General features: G+C 71.9%; 18 protein-coding genes. 9 read left to right on the top strand and 9 right to left on the bottom strand.

Translation table 11 applies throughout. The annotated features are described in order from the left end of the window. Window positions 1-13 precede the first annotated feature (13 nt). Window positions 14-832, bottom strand: a complete 819-nt coding sequence (locus tag DQ384_RS25375; protein WP_114031386.1) for a biotin--[acetyl-CoA-carboxylase] ligase — start codon at window positions 830-832, stop codon at window positions 14-16. Between the two features lie 250 nt (window positions 833-1082). Between DQ384_RS25375 and DQ384_RS25370 the strand changes: the two genes are divergently transcribed. The 3 genes from DQ384_RS25370 (at window position 1083) to DQ384_RS25360 (ending at window position 5149) form a co-directional block, all read left to right on the top strand. Then, a complete protein-coding gene (locus tag DQ384_RS25370; protein WP_114031385.1) occupies window positions 1083-3296 on the top strand; it encodes an FdhF/YdeP family oxidoreductase in 2214 nt (737 codons plus the stop codon). Window positions 3297-3325: 29 nt separating this feature from the next. Next, entirely contained in the window at window positions 3326-4288 is a 963-nt protein-coding gene (gene fdhD, locus DQ384_RS25365) for a formate dehydrogenase accessory sulfurtransferase FdhD (RefSeq protein ID WP_114031384.1), read from the top strand. Window positions 4289-4564: 276 nt separating this feature from the next. After that, window positions 4565-5149, top strand: coding sequence for an NYN domain-containing protein (locus DQ384_RS25360; protein ID WP_114031383.1), 585 nt, complete (start codon window positions 4565-4567; stop codon window positions 5147-5149). A gap of 58 nt (window positions 5150-5207) precedes the next feature. On the opposite strand, the gene DQ384_RS25355 is transcribed toward DQ384_RS25360, so the two are convergent. The 3 genes from DQ384_RS25355 to DQ384_RS25345 form a co-directional block, all read right to left on the bottom strand. Beyond that, window positions 5208-7997, bottom strand: coding sequence for a phosphoenolpyruvate carboxylase (locus tag DQ384_RS25355; RefSeq protein ID WP_114031382.1), 2790 nt, complete (start codon window positions 7995-7997; stop codon window positions 5208-5210). A gap of 120 nt (window positions 7998-8117) precedes the next feature. After that, on the bottom strand, window positions 8118-9674 hold the full coding sequence (locus tag DQ384_RS25350) for a hypothetical protein (protein ID WP_114031381.1): 1557 nt from the start codon (window positions 9672-9674) through the stop codon (window positions 8118-8120). Next, on the bottom strand, window positions 9650-10459 hold the full coding sequence (locus DQ384_RS25345; RefSeq protein ID WP_114031380.1) for an ABC transporter ATP-binding protein: 810 nt from the start codon (window positions 10457-10459) through the stop codon (window positions 9650-9652). The genes DQ384_RS25350 and DQ384_RS25345 overlap by 25 nt, the downstream gene beginning before the upstream one ends. A 76-nt stretch (window positions 10460-10535) precedes the next feature. Here DQ384_RS25345 and DQ384_RS25340 point away from each other — a divergent pair, with 76 nt between their 5' ends. From DQ384_RS25340 to DQ384_RS25320, 5 genes are all read left to right on the top strand, one after another. Continuing rightward, window positions 10536-12134, top strand: coding sequence for an acyl-CoA carboxylase subunit beta (locus DQ384_RS25340; RefSeq protein ID WP_220183123.1), 1599 nt, complete (start codon window positions 10536-10538; stop codon window positions 12132-12134). A 9-nt stretch (window positions 12135-12143) separates the two neighbouring features. After that, window positions 12144-12347 carry an acyl-CoA carboxylase subunit epsilon gene (locus DQ384_RS44260; RefSeq protein WP_114031378.1) on the top strand — a complete coding sequence of 68 codons (204 nt, stop codon included), beginning with the start codon at window positions 12144-12146 and terminating at the stop codon, window positions 12345-12347. 104 nt (window positions 12348-12451) lie between these two features. Continuing rightward, the gene (locus DQ384_RS25330; RefSeq protein WP_114031377.1) at window positions 12452-13399 is read left to right on the top strand and encodes an NYN domain-containing protein; all 948 of its coding nucleotides are present in this window, start codon (window positions 12452-12454) and stop codon (window positions 13397-13399) included. Between the two features lie 180 nt (window positions 13400-13579). Beyond that, window positions 13580-15301 (top strand): DNA-3-methyladenine glycosylase 2 family protein, encoded by a 1722-nt coding sequence (locus DQ384_RS43090; protein WP_114031376.1) that lies wholly within the window; start codon window positions 13580-13582, stop codon window positions 15299-15301. Further along, window positions 15298-15804: a methylated-DNA--[protein]-cysteine S-methyltransferase gene (locus DQ384_RS25320; protein ID WP_114031375.1), complete on the top strand. Its 507-nt coding sequence runs from the start codon at window positions 15298-15300 to the stop codon at window positions 15802-15804. The genes DQ384_RS43090 and DQ384_RS25320 overlap by 4 nt, the downstream gene beginning before the upstream one ends. 45 nt (window positions 15805-15849) lie before the next feature. On the opposite strand, the gene DQ384_RS25315 is transcribed toward DQ384_RS25320, so the two are convergent. After that, on the bottom strand, window positions 15850-16500 hold the full coding sequence (locus tag DQ384_RS25315; RefSeq protein WP_114031374.1) for an MOSC domain-containing protein: 651 nt from the start codon (window positions 16498-16500) through the stop codon (window positions 15850-15852). A 188-nt stretch (window positions 16501-16688) separates the two neighbouring features. Continuing rightward, window positions 16689-17135 (bottom strand): NUDIX domain-containing protein, encoded by a 447-nt coding sequence (locus tag DQ384_RS25310; RefSeq protein ID WP_114031506.1) that lies wholly within the window; start codon window positions 17133-17135, stop codon window positions 16689-16691. Window positions 17136-17381: 246 nt separating this feature from the next. Here DQ384_RS25310 and DQ384_RS25305 point away from each other — a divergent pair, with 246 nt between their 5' ends. Next, window positions 17382-18317 carry a hypothetical protein gene (locus tag DQ384_RS25305; protein ID WP_114031373.1) on the top strand — a complete coding sequence of 312 codons (936 nt, stop codon included), beginning with the start codon at window positions 17382-17384 and terminating at the stop codon, window positions 18315-18317. A gap of 139 nt (window positions 18318-18456) precedes the next feature. Here the strand turns inward: DQ384_RS25305 and DQ384_RS25300 are convergent, their stop codons facing one another. From DQ384_RS25300 to DQ384_RS25290, 3 genes are all read right to left on the bottom strand, one after another. Continuing rightward, on the bottom strand, window positions 18457-19437 hold the full coding sequence (locus DQ384_RS25300) for a hypothetical protein (RefSeq protein ID WP_114031372.1): 981 nt from the start codon (window positions 19435-19437) through the stop codon (window positions 18457-18459). Beyond that, the gene (locus DQ384_RS25295; RefSeq protein ID WP_114031371.1) at window positions 19434-20099 is read right to left on the bottom strand and encodes a hypothetical protein; all 666 of its coding nucleotides are present in this window, start codon (window positions 20097-20099) and stop codon (window positions 19434-19436) included. The genes DQ384_RS25300 and DQ384_RS25295 overlap by 4 nt, the downstream gene beginning before the upstream one ends. A gap of 152 nt (window positions 20100-20251) precedes the next feature. Beyond that, window positions 20252-23242, bottom strand: a complete 2991-nt coding sequence (locus DQ384_RS25290) for a BTAD domain-containing putative transcriptional regulator (protein WP_245966770.1) — start codon at window positions 23240-23242, stop codon at window positions 20252-20254. Window positions 23243-23248: the final 6 nt, after the last annotated feature.

Genomic DNA, 23248 nt, shown 5'->3' with positions numbered 1-23248 from the left:
GCCGCGCCGACGCTCAGGTCGCCCGGACGTGGACGACGTCGCCGACGCTGACCGCCCGCTCCACCCCGTCCGCGGTCACGAGCAGATGGCCCGACGCGTCCACGCCGGTGGCCCGGCCCTCCAGGATGCGCTCGCCGGGCAGCTCGACCCGGACGTCCCGGCCGATGGTGGCGCTCATCGCGACGTAGGCGGGCCGAAGCCCGCACGCGTCCGGGTCGCCCCCGGCCGCCACCCACTCGCGGTAGTGCGTCTCGATCTCGCGCAGCACCGCCCGGATCAGCGGGTCGCGGTCGGCGCACTCGGCGTTCTCCAGAGACAGGGAGGTCGCGGTGGGCACCGGCAGCTCCTCGGAGCGCACCGTCACGTTCAGCCCCATGCCGACGATCACCGCGCTGTCGACGCGCTCGGCCAGCACCCCGGCCAGCTTCCGCTCGCCGGCCAGCAGGTCGTTCGGCCACTTCAGCCGGACGTCCACGCCCGCGACGCGGCGGACCGCCGAGGCGGCGGCCAGCGCGACCAGCAGCGTCACCCAGCCCTGCCGGGCCACGGGGACCGGGGGCCGCAGCAGGACGGAGAACGTCAGCCCCGACCGCGCCGGCGCCGTCCACACCCGGCCGAGCCGGCCGCGCCCCGCGAGCTGGAGCTCCGCGATCAGCACGGCGCCCTCGCGCGCGCCGTCGCGGGCCGCCTGCGCCAGGTCGGCGTTGGTGGAGCCGGTGCGGTCGACGACGCTGAGGCGGGACCACAGGCCCTCCGGCCGGACGAGCGCACGGGTCAGGGCCTCCTGCGAGAGCGGCGGCCGGTCGAGATCGGTGTACGGCGAGTCGAGCACGCCTCCATCCTCCTCTCTCCGCCGCGGTGGCGTGCCAGTCCGGGTGTGCGGACCGTCGAAGACTCCGTTATGCCCCCCAGATTTTGTCTCCGCCTTACCGAACCTCCGGCCGGGTGCTCGGGACCGCCGTTCGTCAAAGAGGGACGAGGGGTGATGCTATGGGTATCGCCCACCTGACCACGGCGGGCGAGCGGAACGGCCGGGTGACGGCCGGACCGGGTCGGAACGGCTAGGAGACGGTGAACCCCCGGTGAGCAAGCGTCTGGACCCTCGGAACTGGGCGAGCTGGAAGCCCTTCGGCATCGGCGAGCGCAAACCCAACAACTACCTGGAACTGTGGAAGGCGTTCCGATCGGTCAAGGGCAACCGGCGCTACGCCTGGCGCGTGCTGACCCAGGGCACCTGCGACGGCTGCGCGCTCGGCACGCGCGGCATGCGCGACTGGACCATGGACGAGATCCACCTGTGCAACATCCGGCTGCGGCTGCTCAAGCTGAACACCATGCCCGCGCTGGACGCCTCGCTCCTGGCGGACGTCGCCCCCCTGACCGGGATGCGCAGCGCGGCGCTGCGCGACCTCGGCCGCCTGCCGTACCCCATGCTGCGGCGGCGCGGCGAGCCCGGGTTCACCCGCGTGAGCTGGGTCGACGCGCTGGAGCTCGCCGCGTCCCAGGTGCGCGGCCACCGGCTCGGCGTCTACCTCACCAGCCGGGGCATGCCGAACGAGAACTACTTCGCCGCCCAGAAGGCCGTGCGCGCGCTCGGCACCAACTCGATCGACAACGCGGCGCGCATCTGCCACTCGCCTTCGACCGTCGCGCTCAAGCAGACCATCGGCGCCGCGGCGACCACCTGCTCCTACACCGACTGGATCGGCTCCGACCTGATCGTCTTCATCGGGTCCAACCCGTCCAACAACCAGCCGGTCGCGATGAAGTACCTGTACCACGCCAAGAAGGCGGGCACCCGCGTCGCGATGGTCAACGCCTACCGCGAGCCGGGAATGGAGCGCTACTGGGTGCCGTCCAACGCCGAGTCCGCGCTGTTCGGCACGAAGATCACCGACCACTTCTTCGGGGTGAACGTCGGCGGTGACATCGGCTTCCTCAACGGCGTGCTGAAGCACCTGATCGAGAACGACTGGCTGGACAAGGCGTTCATCGACGAGCACACGGCCGGTTTCGAGGAGGCGCGGGCGGCGGTGGCCGCGCAGTCGTGGGAGGAGCTGGAGGCGCTGAGCGGCGCCACCCGTGAGCAGATGCACGAGCTGGCCTCCCTGCTGGGCCAGGCGAAATCGGCGGTACTGGTCTGGTCGATGGGCATCACCCAGCACACCTACGGCGAGGACAACGTCCGCTCGATCGTCAACCTCGCGCTGGCCCGCGGGTTCGTCGGGCGCGACAACTGCGGGCTCATGCCGATCCGCGGGCACAGCGGCGTCCAGGGTGGCGCCGAGATGGGCGCGTACGCCACCGGCCTGCCCGGCGGGCTGCCCGTCACCCCCGAGAACGCCGCGATGTTCAGCGAGAAGTGGGGCTTCGAGGTGCCCGCCACGCCCGGCCTGACCGCCACCGACATGATCGACGCCGCGCACGCGCGGGAGCTGGACGTGCTGATCTCCTCCGGCGGCAACTTCCTGGAGGTCCTGCCCGATCCCGCGTACTGCCGCGAGGCGCTGTCCCGCCTGCCGCTGCGCGTCCACGTCGACATCGTGCTCTCCAGCCAGATGCTGGTCGAGTCCGAGGGCGACGTGCTGCTGCTGCCCGCGCAGACGCGGTACGAGATGGAGGGCGGGGTCACCGAGACCTCGACCGAGCGCCGCGTCATCTTCTCCCCGGAGGTCGCGGGGCCGCGCGTCGGCGAGGCGTGGCCGGAGTGGAAGATCTTCACCGAGCTGGCCGCGCGCGCCCGTCCGGAGCTGGCCGACCGGGTGCGCTATCCGGAAGGGACCGCGGAGATCCGGCGGGACATCGAGGCGGCTGTGCCGTTCTACGCGGGAATCGCCGGGCTCGCGAAGTTCGGCGACAACGTGCAGTACGGCGGGCGGCACCTGTGCCCCGGCGGGCGCTTTCCCACCTCGGACGGCCTCGGCCACTTCTGCGCCGTGCCCGTGCCGCCGCTCGAACGGCCCGAAGGCGCGTTCATGGTGGCGACCCGGCGCGGCAAGCAGTTCAACAGCATGGTCCACGAGCGGCGCGACGGCTTCAACGGCGCGACCCGCGAGGCCGTGCTGATGAGCCCGTACGACGCCGACCGGCTGGGGCTGGCCGACGGCGCAGAGGTCGAGCTGACCGGGGCCGCCGGACGCTTCACCGGGCGCGTGCTGCGCGCGCCCCTCACCCCGGGCAACCTGCAGATCCACTGGCCTGAGGGCAACGTCCTGCTCGACGCCCACCGCCGCTCGCCCGACGCCCGCATCCCGGACTACAACGCCACCGTCACCCTCCGCCCCCTCACCCCATGACGGCCGCCGAGGTGGGTAGGGACCATGCCATGACCAGCACCGAGGCCTTCACCGCGAGGTCCGCGCGCCCCGGGCCGACGACGCGGGTGCGCGTCCGGGAGGTCTCGGGCACGGCCGTGCGTGACCGCCGCGACGACCTGGCCACCGAGGAGCCCCTGGAGATCCGCCTCACGGCCGGCGGCGCCACCCGCACCCTCGCCGTCACCATGCGCACCCCCGGCGCCGACTTCGAACTCGCCGCCGGCTTCCTCTCCGGCGAGGGCATCGCGGGGCCCGGCGACATCGCCTCGATCGCGTACTGCACCGACGAGGACCTGCCGCCCGAGGCCCGCTACAACACGGTGACCGTACGCCTGCACGGCCCGGCCCTGCCCGACCTGCCCACCATGCACCGACATTTCATGACATCCAGCGCCTGCGGCGTCTGCGGCACCGCCAGCCTGGAAGCCCTGCGCGCCCGCCAGACCCCTGCCCCGATCCCCGACACCTCCGGGAGGGTCACCGGTGACGCGCTCGTTCCCGCCGCCCGGCCATTCGGCCCCATAGCCGCCGAAACCCTGTACGACCTCCCTCGACACCTCAGAAAGGCCCAGGGCATCTTCGGCAAGACCGGCGGCCTCCACGCCGCGGGCCTGTTCACCTCGGACGGCACCCTGCTCGCCCTGCGCGAGGACGTCGGCCGCCACAACGCCGTCGACAAGCTCGTCGGCTGGGCCCTGCTCTCCGGCCGCCTCCCCCTGACGTCCTGCCTCCTCCTGGTGAGCGGCAGAACCAGCTACGAGATCATGCAAAAGGCCCTGTCCGCCGGCCTCCCCATGGTCTGCGGCGTCTCGGCCCCCTCCTCCCTGGCCGTCGACCTGGCCAGGGAGTTCGACCTGACCCTCATAGGCTTCCTGAGAAACGAACGCTTCAACATCTACTCATCCCCCGACCGCGTCAGGCGCCCGGACGCAACCGCCGCACACACCACCGACCACGCCGAATCCAACTGAACCGGCCTCAGCCACACGCCCTCGCCGGTGGTCTTGGGGCACTGCTCCCCGCCGTCCTCCGGGACTGGCAGGGATTATTGTCGTGTCAGCCGGTGGCGAGGCCGTCGACTCCGTTCCCGACCACAGTCGGCAACTCCATGCATCCACATCATCACGTTGAGCATGCGAAGTCCTTACCGTAAAGCTATCTTGGCTTAGGGCAACTCATTGCTACACTGTTGACATTGCTCCCCGCCGTCCTCCGGGACTGGCGGGGCTTTTTCATGGAGTCAGAACGTGACCGAGCGTGTCGCCGTCTTCCTCGACTTTCAGAATGTCCATTTGAGCGGACATAACGTATTCGAGAGGTACGGCGCCCCTCTCTATTCCTGCGTCCCCGACCCCAGCAAGATCGCCGACCTCATCGCGAAACGTCGCCTACGCCCCAGCGAGGCAGCCGCGGTGCGCGTATACCGGGGCAGACCCGACCCCAACCATCAGCGCACCCCGGCCGCCGCAAACGACGCCCAAGCCTCCAGGTGGGAGCGCGATCCACGCGTACATATGGTGCGGCGTCAGCTTAACTACCGCGGATGGCCGCATAACTCTCCGCAAGAGAAGGGCATCGACGTGGCGATCGCCGTGGACCTTCTCCATCTCGCATTCCGGAAGTTGTACGACGCACTTGTGCTGTTCTCCAGCGACACGGACCTATTGCCTGCCTTGCAGACCATCACGCAGCTTCGGCTGGGTCACGTAGAAGTAGCCTGCTGGTCCGGGTTCAAGCCGCTTCGCATAGCAAACACCAGGCTCCCTTACTGCCACTTTCTCAACGAAGAGGACTGGCTAGGGGTCGTGGAGGACTGGACTGGCAAGATCTGAACGCGAAAGGCACCCGTACCTGATCGGCCGGGTGCCCCGCGTGTCGCGGTCCGCGGCGTCAGCCGGTGTTCTGGAGGCCGGCGGCGACGCCGTTGACGCTCAGGAGCAACAAGGTCTCCAGGCGTTCGCGTTCGTCTTCGGGGAGGTCGGAGGCGGCGCGGAGGGCCGAGAGGGCGCGCAGTTGCAGGTGGGACAGGGCGTCCACGTACGGGTCGCGGAGCTGGACGGCGCGGGAGAGGACGCGCCGGCTCTCCAGCAGGCGGGAGTGCCCCGTCACCGCGAGGACCAGCTCGCGGGTCAGGTCGTACTCGGCGAGGACCTGGTCGGCGAAGTCCTGGCGTCCGCCTAGGGCCAGATAGCGGGAGGCGATCTGGCGGTCGGTCTTGGCCAGGGACATCTCGGCGTTGTCCAGCAGCGAGGCGAACAGCGGCCACTCACGGTAGGCGCGGCGCAGTTCCTCCAGGCCAGGACCGATCTCGGTCGAGCCGCCCACCGGCGCGCCGTTCTCAGGCGAACCGTCCACCCGGCTGGTCTGCGCGGGGCCGGTCTCGGGTGAGCCGTTCGCGGTGCCGGCCGGGGCGGTGTCCTCGGCGGAGCGGGTCGCGGCGAGGAGGCCGCTGCCGAGGCCGTACCAGCCGGGGAGGTTGACGCGGGTCTGGGCCCAGGAGAACACCCACGGGATCGCCCGCAGGTCGTCCAGGGACTTGGGCGCGCCGAGGCCGCGCCGGGCCGGGCGGGAGCCGAGGCGCAGGGAGCCGATCTCCTCCAGGGGGCTGACCAGGCCGAACCACTCGGGGAAGCCGGGCGCCTCGGTGAGCGAGCGGTAGGCCCGCTCGGAGGCTGAGGCGACCCGCTCGGCCAGCAGGCGGTAGCGCGCGGCGGCGTCGGCCGTGCGGGACTCGACCGAGGACGTGGAGGCGAGCAGCACGGCGTTGGTGACCTGCTCGATGTGGCGCAGGGCGATGGCCGGGTGGCCGTACCGGGCGAAGATGACCTCGCCCTGCTCGGTGACCTTGAACCGGCCCGACACCGACCCCGGGGCCTGGGCGAGCACGGCCCGGTTGGCGGGACCGCCGCCCCGGCCGAGCGCGCCGCCGCGGCCGTGGAACAGCGTCAGCCGGATGTCGTTGGCCAGCGCCCACGACGCCAGCTCCGCCTGCGCGTCGTACAGCTTGAGGGTGGCGGCGGCCGGGCCGAGTTCCTTGGCCGAGTCGGAGTAGCCGAGCATGACCTCCAGGCGCCGTCCGCCCTGGTCGAGCCGCCGCTGGACGGCGGGGATGCGCAGCATGCCGGTGAGCACGTCCGCCGAGTTGGCGAGGTCCTGCCCGGACTCGAAGAGCGGCACGACGTCCAGGACGGGCGCGCGGGCGCCGAGGGCGTGCTCGGCCAGCTCGTACACGGCGGCGACGTCGTCGGCCGAGCGGGTGAAGGACACGACGTACCGGGGGCAGGCGCGGACGCCGAAGCGCTCCTGGATCCAGGCGATCATGCGGATCGTCGCCAGGACCTCCTCGGTGCGCTCGGACGTCCTGCCCGCCCGCAGTTCCTCCAGCGCCGTGGCGTGCACCTGGGAGTGCTGGCGGACCTCCAGCTCGGCGAGGTGGAACCCGAAGGTCTCGACCTGCCAGATGAGGTGCTGGATCTCGCCGTACGCCTGCCGGACCGCGCCGCCGGCCACGAGGGACGCCTGGCAGGTGCGCAGGTCGCGCAGGAGCTCGTCGGGCGAGCGGTAGGCGAGGTCGAGGTCGCGGCGGCGGGTGGCGGCGATGCGGGCGGCCACGAAGAGCATCCACTGGCGGTGCGGCTCGCGAGGCGCGCGCGTGGCCAGCTCGGAGACCAGCTCGGGGTGGTCGTCGACGGCCAGGGCGATCGCGTCGGCGAGGTCCTTGCTCGGGTCGCCGTACTGCGCCGAGACCGTGAGCGTGCGCCCGATGCGGGTGGTGGCGTTCTCCAGGGCCGTCAGCACGTGGTCGGCCTGGATCAGCACGGCCTCGCGGGTGACGCGGGCGGTGACGTTGGGGTTGCCGTCGCGGTCGCCGCCGATCCAGCTTCCGTACCGGATGAACGCCTTCGCCTTGGGCTCGCGGGTGCCGGTGCCCTCGGCGAGCGCCGCGTCCAGCGACCGGTAGACGCGCGGCACCGTGCGGAAGAGCGTCTCGTCGAAGGCCGCCATCGCCGTGCGGACCTCGTCCAGCGGGTCGAGCTTGGTGTGCCGGAGCTGGGCGGTGCGCCAGAGGAGGTCGATCTCCTCCAGCATGCGGCGGTACGCCTCCTGCCGCTCCTGGGCTCCGCGGTCGGGTGAGTTGTACTCGGCGAGCTGGGCGCTGACCCGCTGGATGGCCGTGGCGATCGCGCGGCGGCGGGCCTCGGTCGGGTGGGCGGTCAGCACCGGCCGGAACTCCAGGTCGGCGATGAGCCGGGTCAGCTCGTCCTCGCCCAGGTCGTGCTTCAACTCGCTGACGGCCTGGGCCAGAGAATCGGGCAGGGCCGCCTCGCCGGTGTCCCGCGACCTCAGGATGCGCATCCTGTAGTGCTCTTCGGCGAGGTTGACCAGGTGGAAGTAGCACGTGAAGGCGCGGGCGATCTGCACGCTGCGCTCGATCGGCCACTCGGCGACCATGGCGGCCACCTCGTCCACGGAGATCTCTCGCCTGCGGGCGGCGATCACGGCCTTGCGGAGGCGTTCGACGTCGGACAACAGGTCGGGGCCGCCGTCCTCGGCGATCACGCGACCCAACGACTCACCGAGCAGGCGCACGTCGGCGCGCAACTCGTCTGGCATCTCGGAAACGGCGCTGTGCCGTTCGGCGGAGGAACGGTCTGCCTGCTGCGAAGCGTTGGCGGCCATAGCACGAAGGGTATCCAAGCGTCGCCCGGAGCTGGATACCGTCTCACGTATTGGACTAGACCAATGTGATCGAGGGCCGCGCGCGAACGGGGCGCAGGACGGGCCTTCGGACAGGGCGCCTCAGGCGGGGCGCGAGACGGCGGCGATGATCTCCGGAAGGCGGGGATAGCCGATCGAGGCCGCGAGCACCCGGCCCCCGAGCGCGATGCCGAACCCGTACGCGACCCCCAGCACCGACACCCAGGTCAGCCCCAAGAAGACCGGCAGGACGAGCGGGACCGCCAGCGCGACGGTCGCGATCATGGCGACCATCGACCCGGCGAACGCCACCGCGCCCTGGCCGGGGGCGGCGCTGGAGAAGGCGTTGAGCCGGTCGGGAAAGGTGTAGGGCATCAGCACGCTCGCCACCGCGCCCACCCCCAGGGCGACCAGCAGCAGGCCGGTGCCGGTGAGCAGGGCGGGGACGGCCGCGAGCGGCTCCCCGGCGACCAGGGCGGCGGCCAGCGACAGCACGGCCAGGATCGGGACGCCGACCAGCGCGACGGCGAGTTGCCGTCCGGCGAGGTCGGTGCGCAGGTCGCGGCCGGAGGAGTAGGCCAGGGCGCTCATCCACAGCGCGCCGCCGTCGCCGCCGAACAGGTTGGCCGACTGCAGCCCGATCAGCAGCGCCCCCATGCATACGGGCCCGAGGGCCGACATCACCGCGGGGACGGCCTCGGCGTCGCCGGTGGCGGTGAAGATCAGGACGGCGGAGACTCCGATGGCGGCCAGCCAGCCCATGCGGCCGCGCGGCTCGCGGCGCAGGTACTTCACCTGCTTGCCGGCGACGGCGCCGAGCGGGCCGCCGGACAGCAGGGCCTCCAGGCGGTCGCGGCGCACCGAGCCGGCCTGCGTGGAGGAGTCGGCGGTCACCATGGCGCGGCCCAGCGTGGAGATCCACACCCAGGCGAGCAGCAGGACGACCACGGCGACGGCGGCGACCTCGGCCAGGCCGACGAGCCCGCCGTCGGCGATGGCGTGCGCGGCCATGCCGGGCGGCCCCCAGCGGACCACCGAGGCGAGGCCGGACAGGAACGCGCGGGCGTCGTCTCCGTAGCCGCGGCTGAGCAGCAGGTTGGGGAGCTGGCTGACCAGGATGACGACCACGACCCCGAGAGCGAGCAGGTCACGGCCCCGCCGGCTGCGCAGCAGGCGCGACAGGCCCGTCGTGACGGCCCGCGAGGCGACCATGCACAGCGCGACCTGCAGGACGACGGCCACCAGGCCGATCAGCGCGCCCGTCAGGCCGCGTGCCAGCCCCATCACCGCCCCGAGCAGGATGAGGATCGAGGCCAGGGGCCAGGGACCGGCGGCGGAGGCGGCGAACATGCCGGTGGCCATCTGCCTGGGCGTCAGCGGGAACAGCGCCAGGCGGGCCGGGTCGAGCGTCTCGTCCACTCCGAACGCCATCAGCGGCGCGACGATCCAGACGACGGCGAGCAGGGTGAACAACACCATGCCCACCTGCACGGCGACGTCCGGGGGCGCCAGGCGCAGCAGGCTCGTCAGCGCCAGCCCGCCGAAGCCCGCGACCACCGCCGCGATCAGCGTCACCACGAAGCCGATCCGGCGGACGGCGTCGCCGCGCAGGTTTCCGGCGATCAGCCGCAGCTTCAGGCGGACGAAGAGCCAAGCCACGACAACCCCTCCTCGCCGTTGCCGCGCGCGCCGACCAGGTCGAGGATCGTCTCGTTGAGGGTGTTGGCGCCGCGGACCTCGTCGAGGGGGCCCTGGGCGACGATGTGGCCCTGGTTCATCACCGACACCCAGTCGCACAGCCGCTCGACCAGCTCCATGACGTGGCTGGAGAAGATGATCGTCGAGCCGGACGCGGTGTAGCGGCGCAGCACCTCGACCAGCGTGCTCGCGCTCACCGGGTCGACGCCCTCGAACGGCTCGTCCAGGAACAGCACCTTCGGGTTGTGCAGGAGCGCGGCGGCCAGGCCGATCTTCTTGCGCATGCCGGTGGAGTAGTCGACCACCAGCTTGTCGGCCGCGCCGGCCAGGTCCATGACCTTCAGCAGTTCCTCGGCGCGCCGGGCGACCTCGTCCTTCGGGATGCCGCGGATCTGCCCGTTGTAGGACAGCAACTCGCGCCCGGACAGCCGCTCGAACAGCCGCAGCCCCTCCGGGAGCACCCCGACCTGGGACTTCACCGCGACGGGATCGCGCCAGACGTCCGCGCCGCCGACCTCGGCCGACCCCGCGTCCGGCCGCAGCAAGCCGGTGATCATCGACAGGGTGGTCGTCTTCCCGGCGCCGTTCGGCCCGACCAGACCGGCGAAGCTGCCGCGCGGGACCATCAGGTCCACCCCGGCGACCGCGACCTGGGGGCCGAACCGCTTGAACAGGCCACGTGTGCGGACGGCGGGGGGCGACCCGCCGGGCTCCGCGCGAGGGGACTCACCGGCTGAAGGGGTCATGAGGTCACTCTAATCGGGCATGCCCTACGGCGACTCCGTGTGACGGCGTCGTTCGCGGGAGGACTAACCTACGGGCATGAGCGCTGAGCCCGTGTCACACATCGAGGGCGCCGACCCGCACACCACCGCGGGCAAGATCGCCGACCTTGAGCGGCGCCTGGACGAGGCCGCGCACGCCGGTTCCGCGCGTGCGGTCGAGAAGCAGCACGCCAAGGGCAAGATGACCGCCCGCGAGCGGCTGGTCGAGTTCCTGGACGAGGGGTCGTTCGTCGAGTTCGACGAGCTGGCCCGCCACCGGTCGTCCAGCTTCGGCCTGGAGCGCGAGCGCCCGTACGGCGACGGCGTGGTGACCGGCTACGGCACCGTGGCCGGCCGCCCGGTCGCGGTGTTCGCGCAGGACTTCACCGTCTTCGGCGGCTCGCTCGGCGAGGTCTTCGGCGAGAAGATCGTCAAGGTCATGGACCACGCCCTGAAGACGGGCTGCCCTGTTGTCGGCATCAACGACTCCGGCGGCGCCCGCATCCAGGAGGGCGTGGTCTCGCTCGGGCTCTACGCCGAGATCTTCAAGCGCAACGTGCACGCCTCGGGCGTGATCCCGCAGATCTCGCTGATCATGGGGCCGTGCGCCGGCGGCGCGGTCTACTCCCCCGCTCTGACCGACTTCGTGCTGATGGTGCGTGAGAAGTCGCACATGTTCATCACCGGGCCGGACGTGATCAAGACGGTGACCGGCGAGGAGGTCACGTTCGAGGAGCTCGGCGGCGCGCACACCCACAACTCCAAGTCGGGCGTCGCGCACTACGAGGCCGTGGACGAGGCCGACTGCCTGGAGTTCGCCCGGGCGCTGCTGTCGTACCTGCCGTCCAACAACATGGACGAGGTGCCGGCCTTCGACAGCCCCGCCGACCTCACGGTCACCGACGCCGACCGCGAGCTGGACGTCCTGATCCCCGACTCGCCCAACCAGCCGTACGACATGCACCAGGTGATCGGGCACGTCCTGGACGACGGCGAGTTCCTGGAGATCCACGCGGGGTTCGCGCCGAACATGGTGGTCGGGTTCGGGCGGGTCGAGGGGCATTCGGTCGGGGTGGTGGCCAACCAGCCGATGAGCTTCGCCGGGACGCTGGACATCGCCGCTTCCGAGAAGGCCGCGCGATTCGTCCGCACCTGCGATGCCTTCAACATCCCCGTCCTGACCTTCGTGGACGTGCCCGGCTTCCTCCCGGGCACCGACCAGGAGTGGAACGGCATCATCCGGCGCGGGGCCAAGCTGCTGTACGCCTACGCCGAGGCGACCGTGCCGCTGGTCACCGTCATCACCCGCAAGGCGTACGGCGGGGCGTACGACGTCATGGGCTCCAAGCACCTCGGCGCCGACATCAATCTCGCGTGGCCGACGGCGCAGATCGCCGTGATGGGCGCGCAGGGCGCGGTGAACATCCTGTACCGCCGGGAGCTGGCGACCGCCGAGGACCCGGAGAAGGAGCGCGCCCGCCTGATCGCCGACTACGAGGACACGCTCGCCAATCCTTATCTCGCGGCCGAGCGCGGGTACGTCGACGCGGTCATCCGGCCGTCGGACACCCGTATCAAGATCGTCCGGGCGTTGCGGGCATTGCGCAACAAGCGCGCGACGCTGCCGCCGAAGAAGCACGGCAACATCCCGCTGTAGGAGAAGTCCATGGCTCAGTCGTATCTGAGGGTCGTGCACGGGGCGGCCACGCCGGAGGAGGTCGCCGCGCTGGTCATCGCGGTGGCGACAAGGGCGGCAACTCCCCCGCGACCCGCCCAAAAGCCAGCTTTGTGGCGTAACCCTGCACACCAGATGAGAACGGCGCTCTCTCCGGGATCAGGGGCGTGGCGAGCGAGCTCACGGCCTCATTAGATCTTTGGAAGTGGGTGTCAAGCGAGCCAAGAGTTGGGACTATCTAGAAATGGGGGAATATAGTCAGCCGATCATCGCCTGAGTCAGAGGCCCTGGAGGAGAGCATGGCAATCCCGGACCTCACACCGCATCCCGTGGCGGCGAAATACGCCGTCCTCGTGGATGTCGGCTACCTCTACGCGGCGGCGGGCGAGGTCCTCTTGGGCGCCAAGGAGCGCAAGGAATACCGCGTCTCCGCCGACGAGCTCATCCAGGCGCTCAAGAAGCATGCCATGGAGCGCATCCCCGGTGAGCTCCTGCGCGTCTACTGGTACGACGCCGCCCGCGACCGCGTGCCGACCGTCGACCAGCGGGTCATCGCCCAGCTTCCCTGGGTCAAGGTCCGCCTCGGCAACCTGAACGCCCGGGGGCAGCAGAAGGGCGTCGACGCGCAGATCCGCAGCGACCTGGAGGCGCTGGCCCGCCACCACGCGGTGAGCGACACCGTCCTCATCGCGGGGGACGAGGACATGGTGCCCGCCGTCGAGGCCGCGCAGACGTTCGGCGTGCGCATCCACCTGTGGGGTGTCGAGCCCCCCTACGGGACGAATCAGGCCGAACGGCTCGTATGGGAATCCGACACGGTGGAGGAGCTGGGCTCCGACTTCCTGCGGCCCTACTTCAGCCGCGCCGCGCAGGTCGTGCCCGCCGCGGCCCCCTCGCCGCCGTCGCCCGCCCAGGTCTTCGCCGGACGCACCCCGATCAGCACCAAGCCCGCCGTCAAGCACCCCGGCCAGGTCACCAAGCTCGGCCCGAGCCGCCCGAGGGTCGAGGAGGTCGGCGAGCACGTCGCGCAGAAGTGGATCCTCACCCGGGGCCGCGACAACATCCGCGACCTGCTCCCCGGCCCGCTCCTGCCGACCGTCATCGACACCGAGCTGCTCATCGAGGCCGAAAAGGAACTGGGCCACTCCCTGCGCCCCTACCCGGAGGCCCGCGTCTGGCTCCGCGACGGCTTCTGGGCCCGCGTCTACCGGGAGTTCGACCTCGGCGTCGGCATCTCCACAAAGTAACGCCCCCCCTGCCGACTGTGTCTGTTTTTCGCTAGATCATCCCGCTCGTGGGGAATATCCTCCCTCGGTACCGTCTGGTCGGCGGAGCGGTGGAGCTTCACCTCATGGTCGGGAGGCCGGGCATGGTGAGGTCTGAATTCCGCCAGTTGCTCGGTTTCTGCGGCGCATAGCTTTGGGGGTGTGACACCCCATCAGACGCTCGACTTCGACTCCTGTTACCGGGCGGTCAGTGCCCGGGACACCAGGTTCGACGGGCGGTTCTACACGGCCGTCACCTCGACGGGCATCTACTGCCGCCCCGTCTGCCCCGCGCGTACGCCCGCCCGGCAGAACGTCCGCTTCTACCGGCACGCCGCCTCGGCCGAGGCCGCCGGGTTCCGCCCGTGCCGCCGCTGCCGCCCTGAGCTCAGCCCTGGCGACCCCGGCTGGGACGTGGCCGCCGACCTGGTCGGACGGGCGCTGCGGCTGATCGACGACGGCGTGGCCGACGAGTACGGCGTCGCCGGGCTGGCGGGCCGCCTGCACGTGACCGAGCGCCACCTGCTGCGCCTGTTCACCTCGCGCCTCGGCGCCGGGCCGCTGGCGGTGGCGAGGACCCGGCGGCTCCTGCTCGCCAAGCAGCTTCTGACCGAGACCTCCCTGCCGGTCACCGACGTCGCCTTCGCGGCGGGCTTCGGCAGCGTCCGCCAGTTCAACGCCACGATGAAGGAGGCCTACGGCTTCGCCCCCAGCGACCTCCGCAAGACCTCCGGCCCCCTCACCCGCCCCGGCGGAAAACCCTCCGGCAGCCCCTCCCGGCCCGACGACTCCGCCCGGTCTCCCCTGGCGGATGGCGCCACGGACGGCACCACCGGCCCTCGTACACGGGCGGCGGCCTCTTCCCCACGCGCCCACGGGGCCGCGAGGGCCACGGTCCAGGGCACCCCGGCGGCGCTGACGCTGCGCCTCCACCACCGGAAGCCGTACGACGCCGGCAACCTGCTCGGGTTCCTCGCGGCGCGGGCCGTTCCCGGCGTCGAGCAGGCCACCGCGACGATGTACCGCCGCGCCGTCCCCGGCGGCATCATCACGCTGACCCCCGCCGACGGCCACATCGACCTCTCGGTGACACTGGACGACACGCGTCACCTGGCCAGGATCGTCTCCCGCTGCCGCCGCCTGCTCGATCTGGACGCCGACCCCGACGCCATCGCCGACGCCCTCCGCACCACCACGCTCCGCCCGCTCGTCGAAGCCCGCCCCGGCCTACGCGTCCCCGGCGCCTTCGACGGCTTCGAACTCGCGGTCCGCGCCGTCGTCGGCCAGCAGGTCTCCGTAGCCGGCGCCAGAACCCTGCTCGGCCGCATCACCGCCCGCACCGGCTCGCCCGCGAAACCTTGTGACATCATCCCGCCCACCACCCCCGATCGTGATCCCGAGACCCACGAATCCACCGGAGCCGGAGCCGAAGAACCCTCGACCTCGGACCAGGGGTGCACGAGGTCCGGTGGGAGCGGGCAAAGGGGCGCCAAGGCCGTGCCGGAGGTGGCCGGCGGGCAGCCCTATCTGCTCTTTCCCACGGCCGCGCAGCTCGCCGAGGCGGATCTGAGCGGACTCGGGATGACCGGACGCCGGACCGAGACGCTGAGGATTCTCGCGGAGAAGACGGCCGCGGGTGAGATCCACCTGGACGGAGGCGCCGACCCGGCCGAGACGGCGGCGCGGTTGATGGAGATCCCCGGAATCGGCCCGTGGACGACCGGTTACATCGTGATGCGCGCCCTGCGCGACCCGGACGCCTGGCCCTCGGGCGATCTCGTTCTGCGCAAGGCGATGAAGGCGCTCGACATCACCGAACACGACGTCGAACGGTGGCGCCCGTGGCGGGCGTACGCCGCTCTCTACCTCTGGAGCTCGCTATGACCGAGACGATCGACGCGCAGGTCCTGCCCACCCCGATCGCCCCGCTGTCGCTGCTCACCCACGGCGGTGTGCTGGTCGCGGCCGGCTTCACCGGCGACCCCGGCGAGATGTTCGCCCGGCTGCCCGCGAAGCTCAGGGCTCTGCCCCTCAACCCGGTGGACGACCTCGGCAAACCGGCGCGGGCCGTACGGGACTACCTCGACGGCGACCTGTTCGCGCTCGACAGCGTGGAAGTGGACCAGCCCGGCACGCCCACCCGTCAGCGCCTGCTGGCGGCCCTGCGCGCGGTCCCGCCGGGGACGACCGTGTCGTACGCCCGGCTCGCCGAGCACGCGGGCCTGCCGAAGACGGCCGCCCGCGCCGCCGGAGGCGCCTGCGCCCAGAACCTGATCGCCCCCTTCGTCCCCTGCCACCGCGTCCTCCCCTCGGTGGGCGGCTTCGGCGGCTACTACTACGGCGCCCACGTCAAGGAATGGCTCCTCGGCCACGAAAAGGCCCTGTGACGGCGTGACCTCCGCCCCCTTCGCGCGCCGTCGGACCGTATGCCTCTACGAGTTCACGCGGCGGCGCGCCTGGTGCTTCAGTTCCTCGGGCAGGGCGTCGGCGGCAGAGAGCAGGGGGAGGAGTCCGGGTTCGAGGGTGGTCGCGCGGAAGGTGACGGCGACGGTCACGTCGTGGTCGGGGCGGTACACGACCTCGATCGGGTCGCCGGCGCGGATCTCCCCCGGCTCGATCACCCGCAGGTACGGGCCGGGCAGCGCCGCCGCTGTGAACTCCTTGATCCAGTGCTCTCGCTCCAGCCACCCTTGGAAGGTCCCGCAGGGCAGCCGTGGACAGGACACCTCCAGGATCACCTGGTCCCCGATACGCCAGCGCTCGCCGATCAGCGCCGCGTTGACGTCGAGACCGGCCGTCGTGAGATTCTCCCCGAAGGCCCCGTTCCCGAGCGGTCTGCCCAGCTCGGCCTCCCACCTGTCGAGATCCTCGCGGGCGTAGGCGTAGACGGCTTGGTCGGTCCCGCCGTGGTGCTTGACGTCGTAGACGCGGTCTCCCACGAGCCCCGAGACCCCGGTGCCCTTCGGGCCGGGCTCGACGACGGCGACGGGCCCGTCCACGGGCCGCTTGTCGATGCCCGTCATACCGAGTCCCTTCCACGGGTTGGTCCGCGGCCTGCCGACATTGACGGACAGCACTCTCATGCGACCGACAGTACGTTCCGGCCGCCAAAAGAGGCGACCTCTATTCCGCATGGCCACTGCCGCCACATCCCGCATATACCCGCGGACTCCCGCACACACCGGCGCGGCGGAATCCGCATCCGAGCGGAGCTGGATCAGGGATACCGCGCTCGAAGCCCAAGGCGGTTACCTGACCGGCGCTCCAGCTCCTATTCGCCGTGGATCAGCAGGCGGTGACCCTCCTGGAGGCCTTCGGGGAGGGCGTCGGGGGTGAACCAGCGTGCTTCGAGGATCTCCAGGGAGTCGATGCGCGGGGTTCCCCCCGTCACGCGGGCCTCGTAGGCGACCTCGACGCGGAGCTTGTAGCCGCTCCTCAGGTGGGCGAGGCGGCCGACCTGGACGTCGAGGCCGGTCTCCTCGCGTACCTCCCGGACGATGGTGTCCTCGAAGGTCTCCCCCTTGTTCGCGCACCCGGTGGGCAGCCCCCACTGGCGGCCCTCCGGCCAGAAGCGGTGTTTGAGGAGCAGCACGTTGCCGTCGACGTCCCGCACGATTCCGGTGACGCCGACCATGAACTTGGCGTGGCGGAGCCACAGGACGCGCCACTGGAGCGGCCCCGCCAGACCACGCCAGAGCCGGGCCATGAGCTGTTTCACGTAGTCCTCCCGGAAAGTGGGCCGAGCGACGTCCCGGACCGGGAACCGTCCCACGATCCTGGCACGGACGACCCACGACGGCCCGCACTCGCGTCGGCCCACGAGGGCGGGGACTCGGGGCCGAACGGGTCGTGACGAGACCGTGATCTCCACGTGAAGGGTCGTCTCGGCGTCTTCTCGGCGTGGTTCGGGCGGTTTACGTTCACCGTGACCCGGACCCAACCCCCCAGTCACGGGAGATTCGGCATGCTCCGACGAAAGCTCGCCTCACTCGTCCTCACGGCATCGGCCATCGCGGTGATCGGCCTCACAGGGACGGCGGACGCCGCGGTCGGCGACGCGGACCTGGCGTACCGCTGGGCCCCCGTTCACTACCAGGACAGCGCCTCGTCCAAGTACACGGCCGACTACCTGGCCCCGGTCGACTACGACGGGGACTGGAACACGCGCAACAACTGGGACAACCTCGACGCGAACGTGTCACGGCTGGTCGGCACGGTTTACTACTCGGTGGTAGAAACCGACACCCACTGGTTCATCACGTATGGCTTCTTCCACCCCCGCGACTGGAAGACGCTCGGCCCGCACGAGAACGACATGGAAGGGCTGCTGCTCACGGTCAGGAAGGACGGCAGCCAGTACGGCGCGCTCCAGGCGATGGTCACCCTGTCCCACGACAACTTCTACTCCTACACGCCGCCGGGCAGCCCGTTCACCGGGGGACGCGAGAACATCGACGGCACCCTGATCATGCAGAACTGGGACGGCCAGCCGCATCCGACCGGCTTCCAGGAGGCCAAGGGGCACGGCTACAAGGCCTGGAACGGCGGCGGCTTCCCCGGCGGTGACGGCATCGTCTACTACCCGAGCCGCGGGGACGGAGAGGTGCCGTCCGGCGGCGACGACCGCTCGGTCGCCTACCGCCTGGTCGACATCTTCGGCGCGGGCGGCCTGTGGGACCGCCGCTTCGACCCCCAGCCCTACGCCTCGTGGGGCACGTTCGCGGGCGACAACGGCCGCGCGAACGCGGCGCACGCGCCGTGGGCCTGGGACGACATGGACGACGGCAGCGACCTGCAGCCCGGCGTCCTCGCCACCGACCCCGCGTACCTGATCTCCCAGTACTTCGCCAACCGCGGTACCTACAGCCTGACCTACACGCGCAACACCTACCGTCAGTAGAAGGCGGCACCGCAGGCCCCCGGGTACCGGACGAGGTCGTCCGGTACCCGGGGGGGCCGTGTTCACGGCCGAGACTCCGGCTCGGCGGGGGCGGGGCGCCCTCAAGTCGCCGTTCCTCCGCCGTCACGCCCCGAACAGGTCAGGAATCGCCGGGACCTTCCCGGACGATGCTCTGGACCTCGCCCACGGGGACGTCTCGGGCGGCGGTCACCTGGACGGGGGCGTAGGCGAAGCCGGCCGCGGCGGCGGTCACGGTCCAGACCGTGGTGACCTGCAGGGTGTACGCCTTGCGGGGCCGGTCGGCGGAGGCGTGGAGGTAGCGGACGCCGCAGGTGAAGGTGCCGCCCTTCTGGTACGGGTGGCCGGTGGGGCCGCAGTCCTCCTTGACCTCGGCGCGGTCGGAGGTCGTGCCGGGGTCGATGTCCACCCGGCTCAGGTTCGCGGTGACGGTGGCGGACATGACGCCGGGGAGCTCGGCCGTGACCGAGCGGGTGGGGGCGCCGATGCCGGTCAGCCACACCCAGGTGGGCAGGTTCACGTAGCTCTTGACGTCGGGGCTGAGCTCGATCCTGGGCTCGGGGACGGTCAGCGCGGCGCGCGCGATCTGGTACAGCTCCTCCAGGGTGATGCCGCCCGGGGGTGTGCCGCCCGCGGGCACCCACACGGCGCCCTGGAGCCCGGACCAGCACGCGAGCCCGTCGGGGTCGGCCGCGTTGAAGGCGGGCGTCCACCACCGCCCGTCCTTGCCCACCTTGTTCTGGAACTGCTCCATGTGCTTCTTCTGGTCCTGCTCGCTGGCGTCCGGGTTGAGGTGCCGCCAGTAGACGTCGGCGTCCTGCTGCTTCTTCAGCATCGCGTCGGCGTCGTCGCCGGGCTCGTACCAGCAGGGACGTTTCACCCGGTAGCCGTCGCCCTTGCCGCCGAGGCCATCGCCGCTGACGACGATCTTGGAGTGCTGGAGCACGACGCCGCTCGTGCGGCCGTCCTGGAAGCCCGTGCCCTTCGGACCGCCGTCGTCGTCGAACGCCGCGGCGGCGGTCGGAGGGGGCGACAAGGTCAGGGTCGACAAGGTGAGAGTGGTCAGCGAGGCGGCCAGCGCCAGCGCCTTCAGTGTTCTCATCGGCGGCACTCCTTAGCGCGCTGATGGGGGTAGGCGGCGTGCATGAACGCCTTGGTGCGCCAGGCTCCGTCGTCGCCCTTGCGCAGGGCGGCGACCTGGAGGTAGATCGCGGCGGGCGGCCGGGTCCAGGACGGCTGGGTGGCGACGGGGCTCCCGCCGGTGCCGGTGACCTGGAGGCCGGACTCGTCGACGCAGGCGTCGACCTCCGCGCCCCGGCCGACGACCGAGGCGACCCGCAGGGCGTAGAGCTTGGCCGTCCCGGTGGCGGACTGGCCGCGGTTCAGGAAGCCGCGCACCCAGGTGTAGGCGTCACGCGCGGCCTGGTCCTCGACGCCGTCGAGGTACGACTTGTCCTCGCCGCCGGTGGTGACGGCCCGCCACGCGCCGACGTAGCCGTCGGTGAAGGCTCTGACCATGGCCTGCCGCGAGGAGTCGAGGCCGGCGGGCCACTCGATCGACACCGACAGGCCCGGGGCGACGTCGACGGTCTCGGCGCCCGCGGTGGACAGGGCCTTCGGGGCTCCGGGCGTGACGACCCCGGCTCCCGAGGAGGCGGAGGGTGCCGCGCCGGACGCGCCGCCGGGGGTGAACGGACGTTCCGCGCCGGCCGAGCAGCCCGTGGCGAGCAGCGCGACGGCGGCGAGGGCGACCCGCATCCGCATACCCGCGACGGTAATCACGGCTTGGGCGCCCCAACCACCGTTTTGCGGGTATCGGTATGACTCGCCGGATTCATCGAGCCCCACGAGCCCCGCCACCCTCGCCATCTCGTCCGCTTCTGTCGGCGTCTGCACCTTTTGTCACTTCTGTTCGATCATGCGGACGGCATCGAATGCAGCCGCCATGACGGGAGCAGCTCGTCGATGAGCGCCTCCGTCTCCGGGGCCATCCCGCCGCCGTACGGATGCGAGGCGGCCCGGCGGTGCAGGCCGTCCACGACCGCGCGCAGCTTGAGCGGGTCCCCGGTGGCGTGCGCGGCCCTCAGCAGGTCGCGCCACAGCCCCTCGTCGTCGGCCGCGAGCAGCAGCCCCGCGCGGACGGCGGCCACCGCGGCCTCGGCGTCGCCGTGCGCCAGCCGCACTTCGCACAGCCGGTGCGCCGCGTCCGCCACGCTCGCGCTCACCTCGTACTCCAGCTCGTCGGCCGCCAGCCACGCGTACCGCCCGCGCGGCCTGCCGTTGAGCAACGGCCCCCGGACCAGGCCGAGCGCCCGTTCCAGCAGCACGGCCCGCGCGCCCGGGTCGTTGTGCGAGCGGCGGACCAGCTCGCGGAAGAGCTGCCAGTCGGACCGCACCTCGGGCCCGAGCCGGAGCCGTCCGGTGTCGTCGGTCCTGAGGTTGGGCCTGCCCTCGCTGTCGGTGCCCAGCCAGTCGGCGACCCGGGCGATCGTGGCGTCGCGGACGACGGACTGCACGCCGCGGGGCCACAGGATGCCGCCGAGGACGACCGGGTGGACACCCGCCGGGTGCGAGGCCAGGTACACCACCATCTCGGACGCCAGCTCGGCCCTGCCCTCCTCCAGCGGCGGCACCGGGCCGATCTCGACGGGCCCGAGGATGCGCACGTTGATCGTGGGCGAGGTGGTGAACTCCTGCGGCGCCTCCTCCTCGCGCACCGGTTCGCCGTCGAGGCGCTCGGCCGTGCGGAACAGCTCGATCACCGCGTCGTAGTGGCGGCGGGGCAGCAACTGGGCGGCGACCGTGACGCCGAGCGCGTCGACCTTCGCCTTGCCGTCCTCGGTGATCTCCCACGTCCACGTGGGGTGCGGGACGTCGCCCGCGACGACGTACCCGGCCGCCATGCGCGTGCCCAGGCGGCCGAGCCGGGCCAGGCGGACGGCCTCGTCGGGGTCGGGCGCGATCGCGGACAGCAGGAAGTGCGGCGGCCAGGCGGGGTCGGCGGCGCGCGCGTGGACGCGGCCGGTCAGCACGCCGTCGCCCGACGCGGCGACCTCCTCGGCCTGGGACTCCAGCTCGGGCAGCGCCTCGGCCAGGCTGCCCACGACCCGCACGCGCTCCGGGGCGATCATCGACAGGTCGCCGCCGAAGCCGACGAGCGTGACCCGCATCCGGTCGGACCAGCGGTTGGTCACCAGCTCGACGGCGAGCGCGGCCAGGGCGTCACGCACGCGGTGCCCGGTGACGGCGATGACGCCGTGCGCGGCCTCCAGATCAATCAGGACGCGGCCCGAGTCGGTCACCCCCAGCGAGACCAGGCCCGGGTACGGGGCGGGGGCGTCCGCCAGCGCGTGCTCGTCGATGCCGCGCCCCTCGTGGGCGGGCAGCCGCCAGGTACGGCCGCCGTCGTGCGACTCCCAGGGCTCGGGCGCGTCCGGCTCCGGTGGGTGCACCCACAGGTCCAGGCCCCGGGCGGACAAGTGGACGGCGTAGACGGTCGGGGGGACACGGCCCTGCTCGGCCAGCAGCTTGCCGAGCAGGCGCAGTCCGTTGTCCAGCATGCGGCTGCCGGGCGCGTCGGAGCCCAGGCGCAGCGCGACCTCGGCCCCGGCGGCGTCCCCGCGCGGCCGGGCGATGCGGCGGCCGAACGCGCGGTTCCAGAGCTGCTCGCGGCGGCGGCGTCCGAGCGCGGCGAGCAGGCCGGCCGCCGCCAGCGATCCCCCGGCCAGATAGTCGATGAGGTCTAGACCCCCGCCGGTGTCCTGCGTCTCGGGCTTCTGGAGCCTGTCGGCCTGCTCGGGCTTGGCGGTCCTGTCGGCGCTCTTGACGGACGGGACCGCCGTCGCGCCCGTCCCCTTCTGCGCGGGCAGGTGGTAGGCGCGGTGGGGCGGCGGGGAGGGCGGGGTGGAGATCTTCCTCTCCTCCTGCCCGGCGTTCCTCGCCTCGGACGTCCCCTGCTCGACGCCGGCCTCGCGGTTGACCGTGCCGAGGCGGTCGCGGGAGACGTCCGTCCCGCCCGTCCGGCGGTGCCCGGCGTCCTGGACCACGAACTGCGTGCGGCCGTCGGCCTCGACCGGCTCGCCGGCGTGGCGCTTCAGCGTGGCCTCGCGCGTCTCGTCCACCGGCACTACGTGGACGCCCCGCGCGTCGTCCGGCATGTCGAGCACCCAGCCGGGCCTGATCAGGTCGGCCATCTGCAGGCGGGTGCCGTCCGGCTGGGTCTTGTGCTGGTTGAGCCGGTAGATCTCGGGATAGCGGCGCCCGTCGCCGAGGCACTTGTCGGCGATCTCCCACAGGCTCTCGTGGTGACGCCCGTGCGGCGGCTGGACGACGTACACCTTCTTGACCTGGCGCACCGCCTCCAGCGAGTCCAGGGAGGCCGTCGAGGCGTCCGTGCTCGCCGGGGTGTGCAGGGCCGAGGCCACCACCGTCGGCCTGGCGGGAGGCGGGGCGGAGGAGAAGGCGGTGAGCGGGATGGCGGCGGCGGACACCGTGAAGAGCATGAGCGCGGCCGATACCAGCCGGTTGGCCAGCGCCTGCGGCCCGCCGGAGAGGGGGACGCGGGCGGGCATGCCGATCCTGCGGATCCCGGCGTACACCTCGACGATCACGCAGATCACGAGCTGGAACCAGGTCAGCCAGACCAGCAGCACCAGGATCGCGACGGCCGTGCCGGTGCCGATCTGGCGGGTGAGCAGGTCGCCGCTCAGCAACTCCGGGGACAGCGGCGGGCCGGCGTAGCGCAGGAGGGCGTAGGGGACGCCGCCCATGAGCGCGGCCAGGACGATGAGCGCTCCGATGCCCACGATCACGTCACCGGGCGTGCGGCGCGGCCGGATGCGCGCGACCGGCGCCGGCGTGATCCCCCTGGACGGCGTACGCGACGGGGGCGTGCGTGACGCGGTCATCCCTCT

This window comes from Sphaerisporangium album (assembly GCF_003323745.1).
In the GTDB taxonomy this organism is placed as follows: domain Bacteria; phylum Actinomycetota; class Actinomycetes; order Streptosporangiales; family Streptosporangiaceae; genus Sphaerisporangium; species Sphaerisporangium album.
This window is presented reverse-complemented; position numbering and strand designations above follow the sequence as displayed.

Bases quoted from the DNA above. Each gene is read 5' to 3' on its own strand.
- DQ384_RS25345 (WP_114031380.1), bottom strand. From the start codon at position 10,459: ATGACCCCTTCAGCCGGTGAGTCCCCTCGCGCGGAGCCCGGCGGGTCG.
- DQ384_RS25300 (WP_114031372.1), bottom strand. From the start codon at position 19,437: ATGAGAACACTGAAGGCGCTGGCGCTGGCCGCCTCGCTGACCACTCTC.
- DQ384_RS25320 (WP_114031375.1), top strand. From the start codon at position 15,298: ATGACCGAGACGATCGACGCGCAGGTCCTGCCCACCCCGATCGCCCCG.
- DQ384_RS25315 (WP_114031374.1), bottom strand. From the start codon at position 16,500: ATGAGAGTGCTGTCCGTCAATGTCGGCAGGCCGCGGACCAACCCGTGG.
- DQ384_RS44260 (WP_114031378.1), top strand. From the start codon at position 12,144: ATGGCTCAGTCGTATCTGAGGGTCGTGCACGGGGCGGCCACGCCGGAG.
- DQ384_RS25330 (WP_114031377.1), top strand. From the start codon at position 12,452: ATGGCAATCCCGGACCTCACACCGCATCCCGTGGCGGCGAAATACGCC.
- fdhD (WP_114031384.1), top strand. From the start codon at position 3,326: ATGACCAGCACCGAGGCCTTCACCGCGAGGTCCGCGCGCCCCGGGCCG.
- DQ384_RS25340 (WP_220183123.1), top strand. From the start codon at position 10,536: ATGAGCGCTGAGCCCGTGTCACACATCGAGGGCGCCGACCCGCACACC.
- DQ384_RS25290 (WP_245966770.1), bottom strand. From the start codon at position 23,242: ATGACCGCGTCACGCACGCCCCCGTCGCGTACGCCGTCCAGGGGGATC.
- DQ384_RS25295 (WP_114031371.1), bottom strand. From the start codon at position 20,099: ATGCGGATGCGGGTCGCCCTCGCCGCCGTCGCGCTGCTCGCCACGGGC.
- DQ384_RS25355 (WP_114031382.1), bottom strand. From the start codon at position 7,997: ATGGCCGCCAACGCTTCGCAGCAGGCAGACCGTTCCTCCGCCGAACGG.
- DQ384_RS25305 (WP_114031373.1), top strand. From the start codon at position 17,382: ATGCTCCGACGAAAGCTCGCCTCACTCGTCCTCACGGCATCGGCCATC.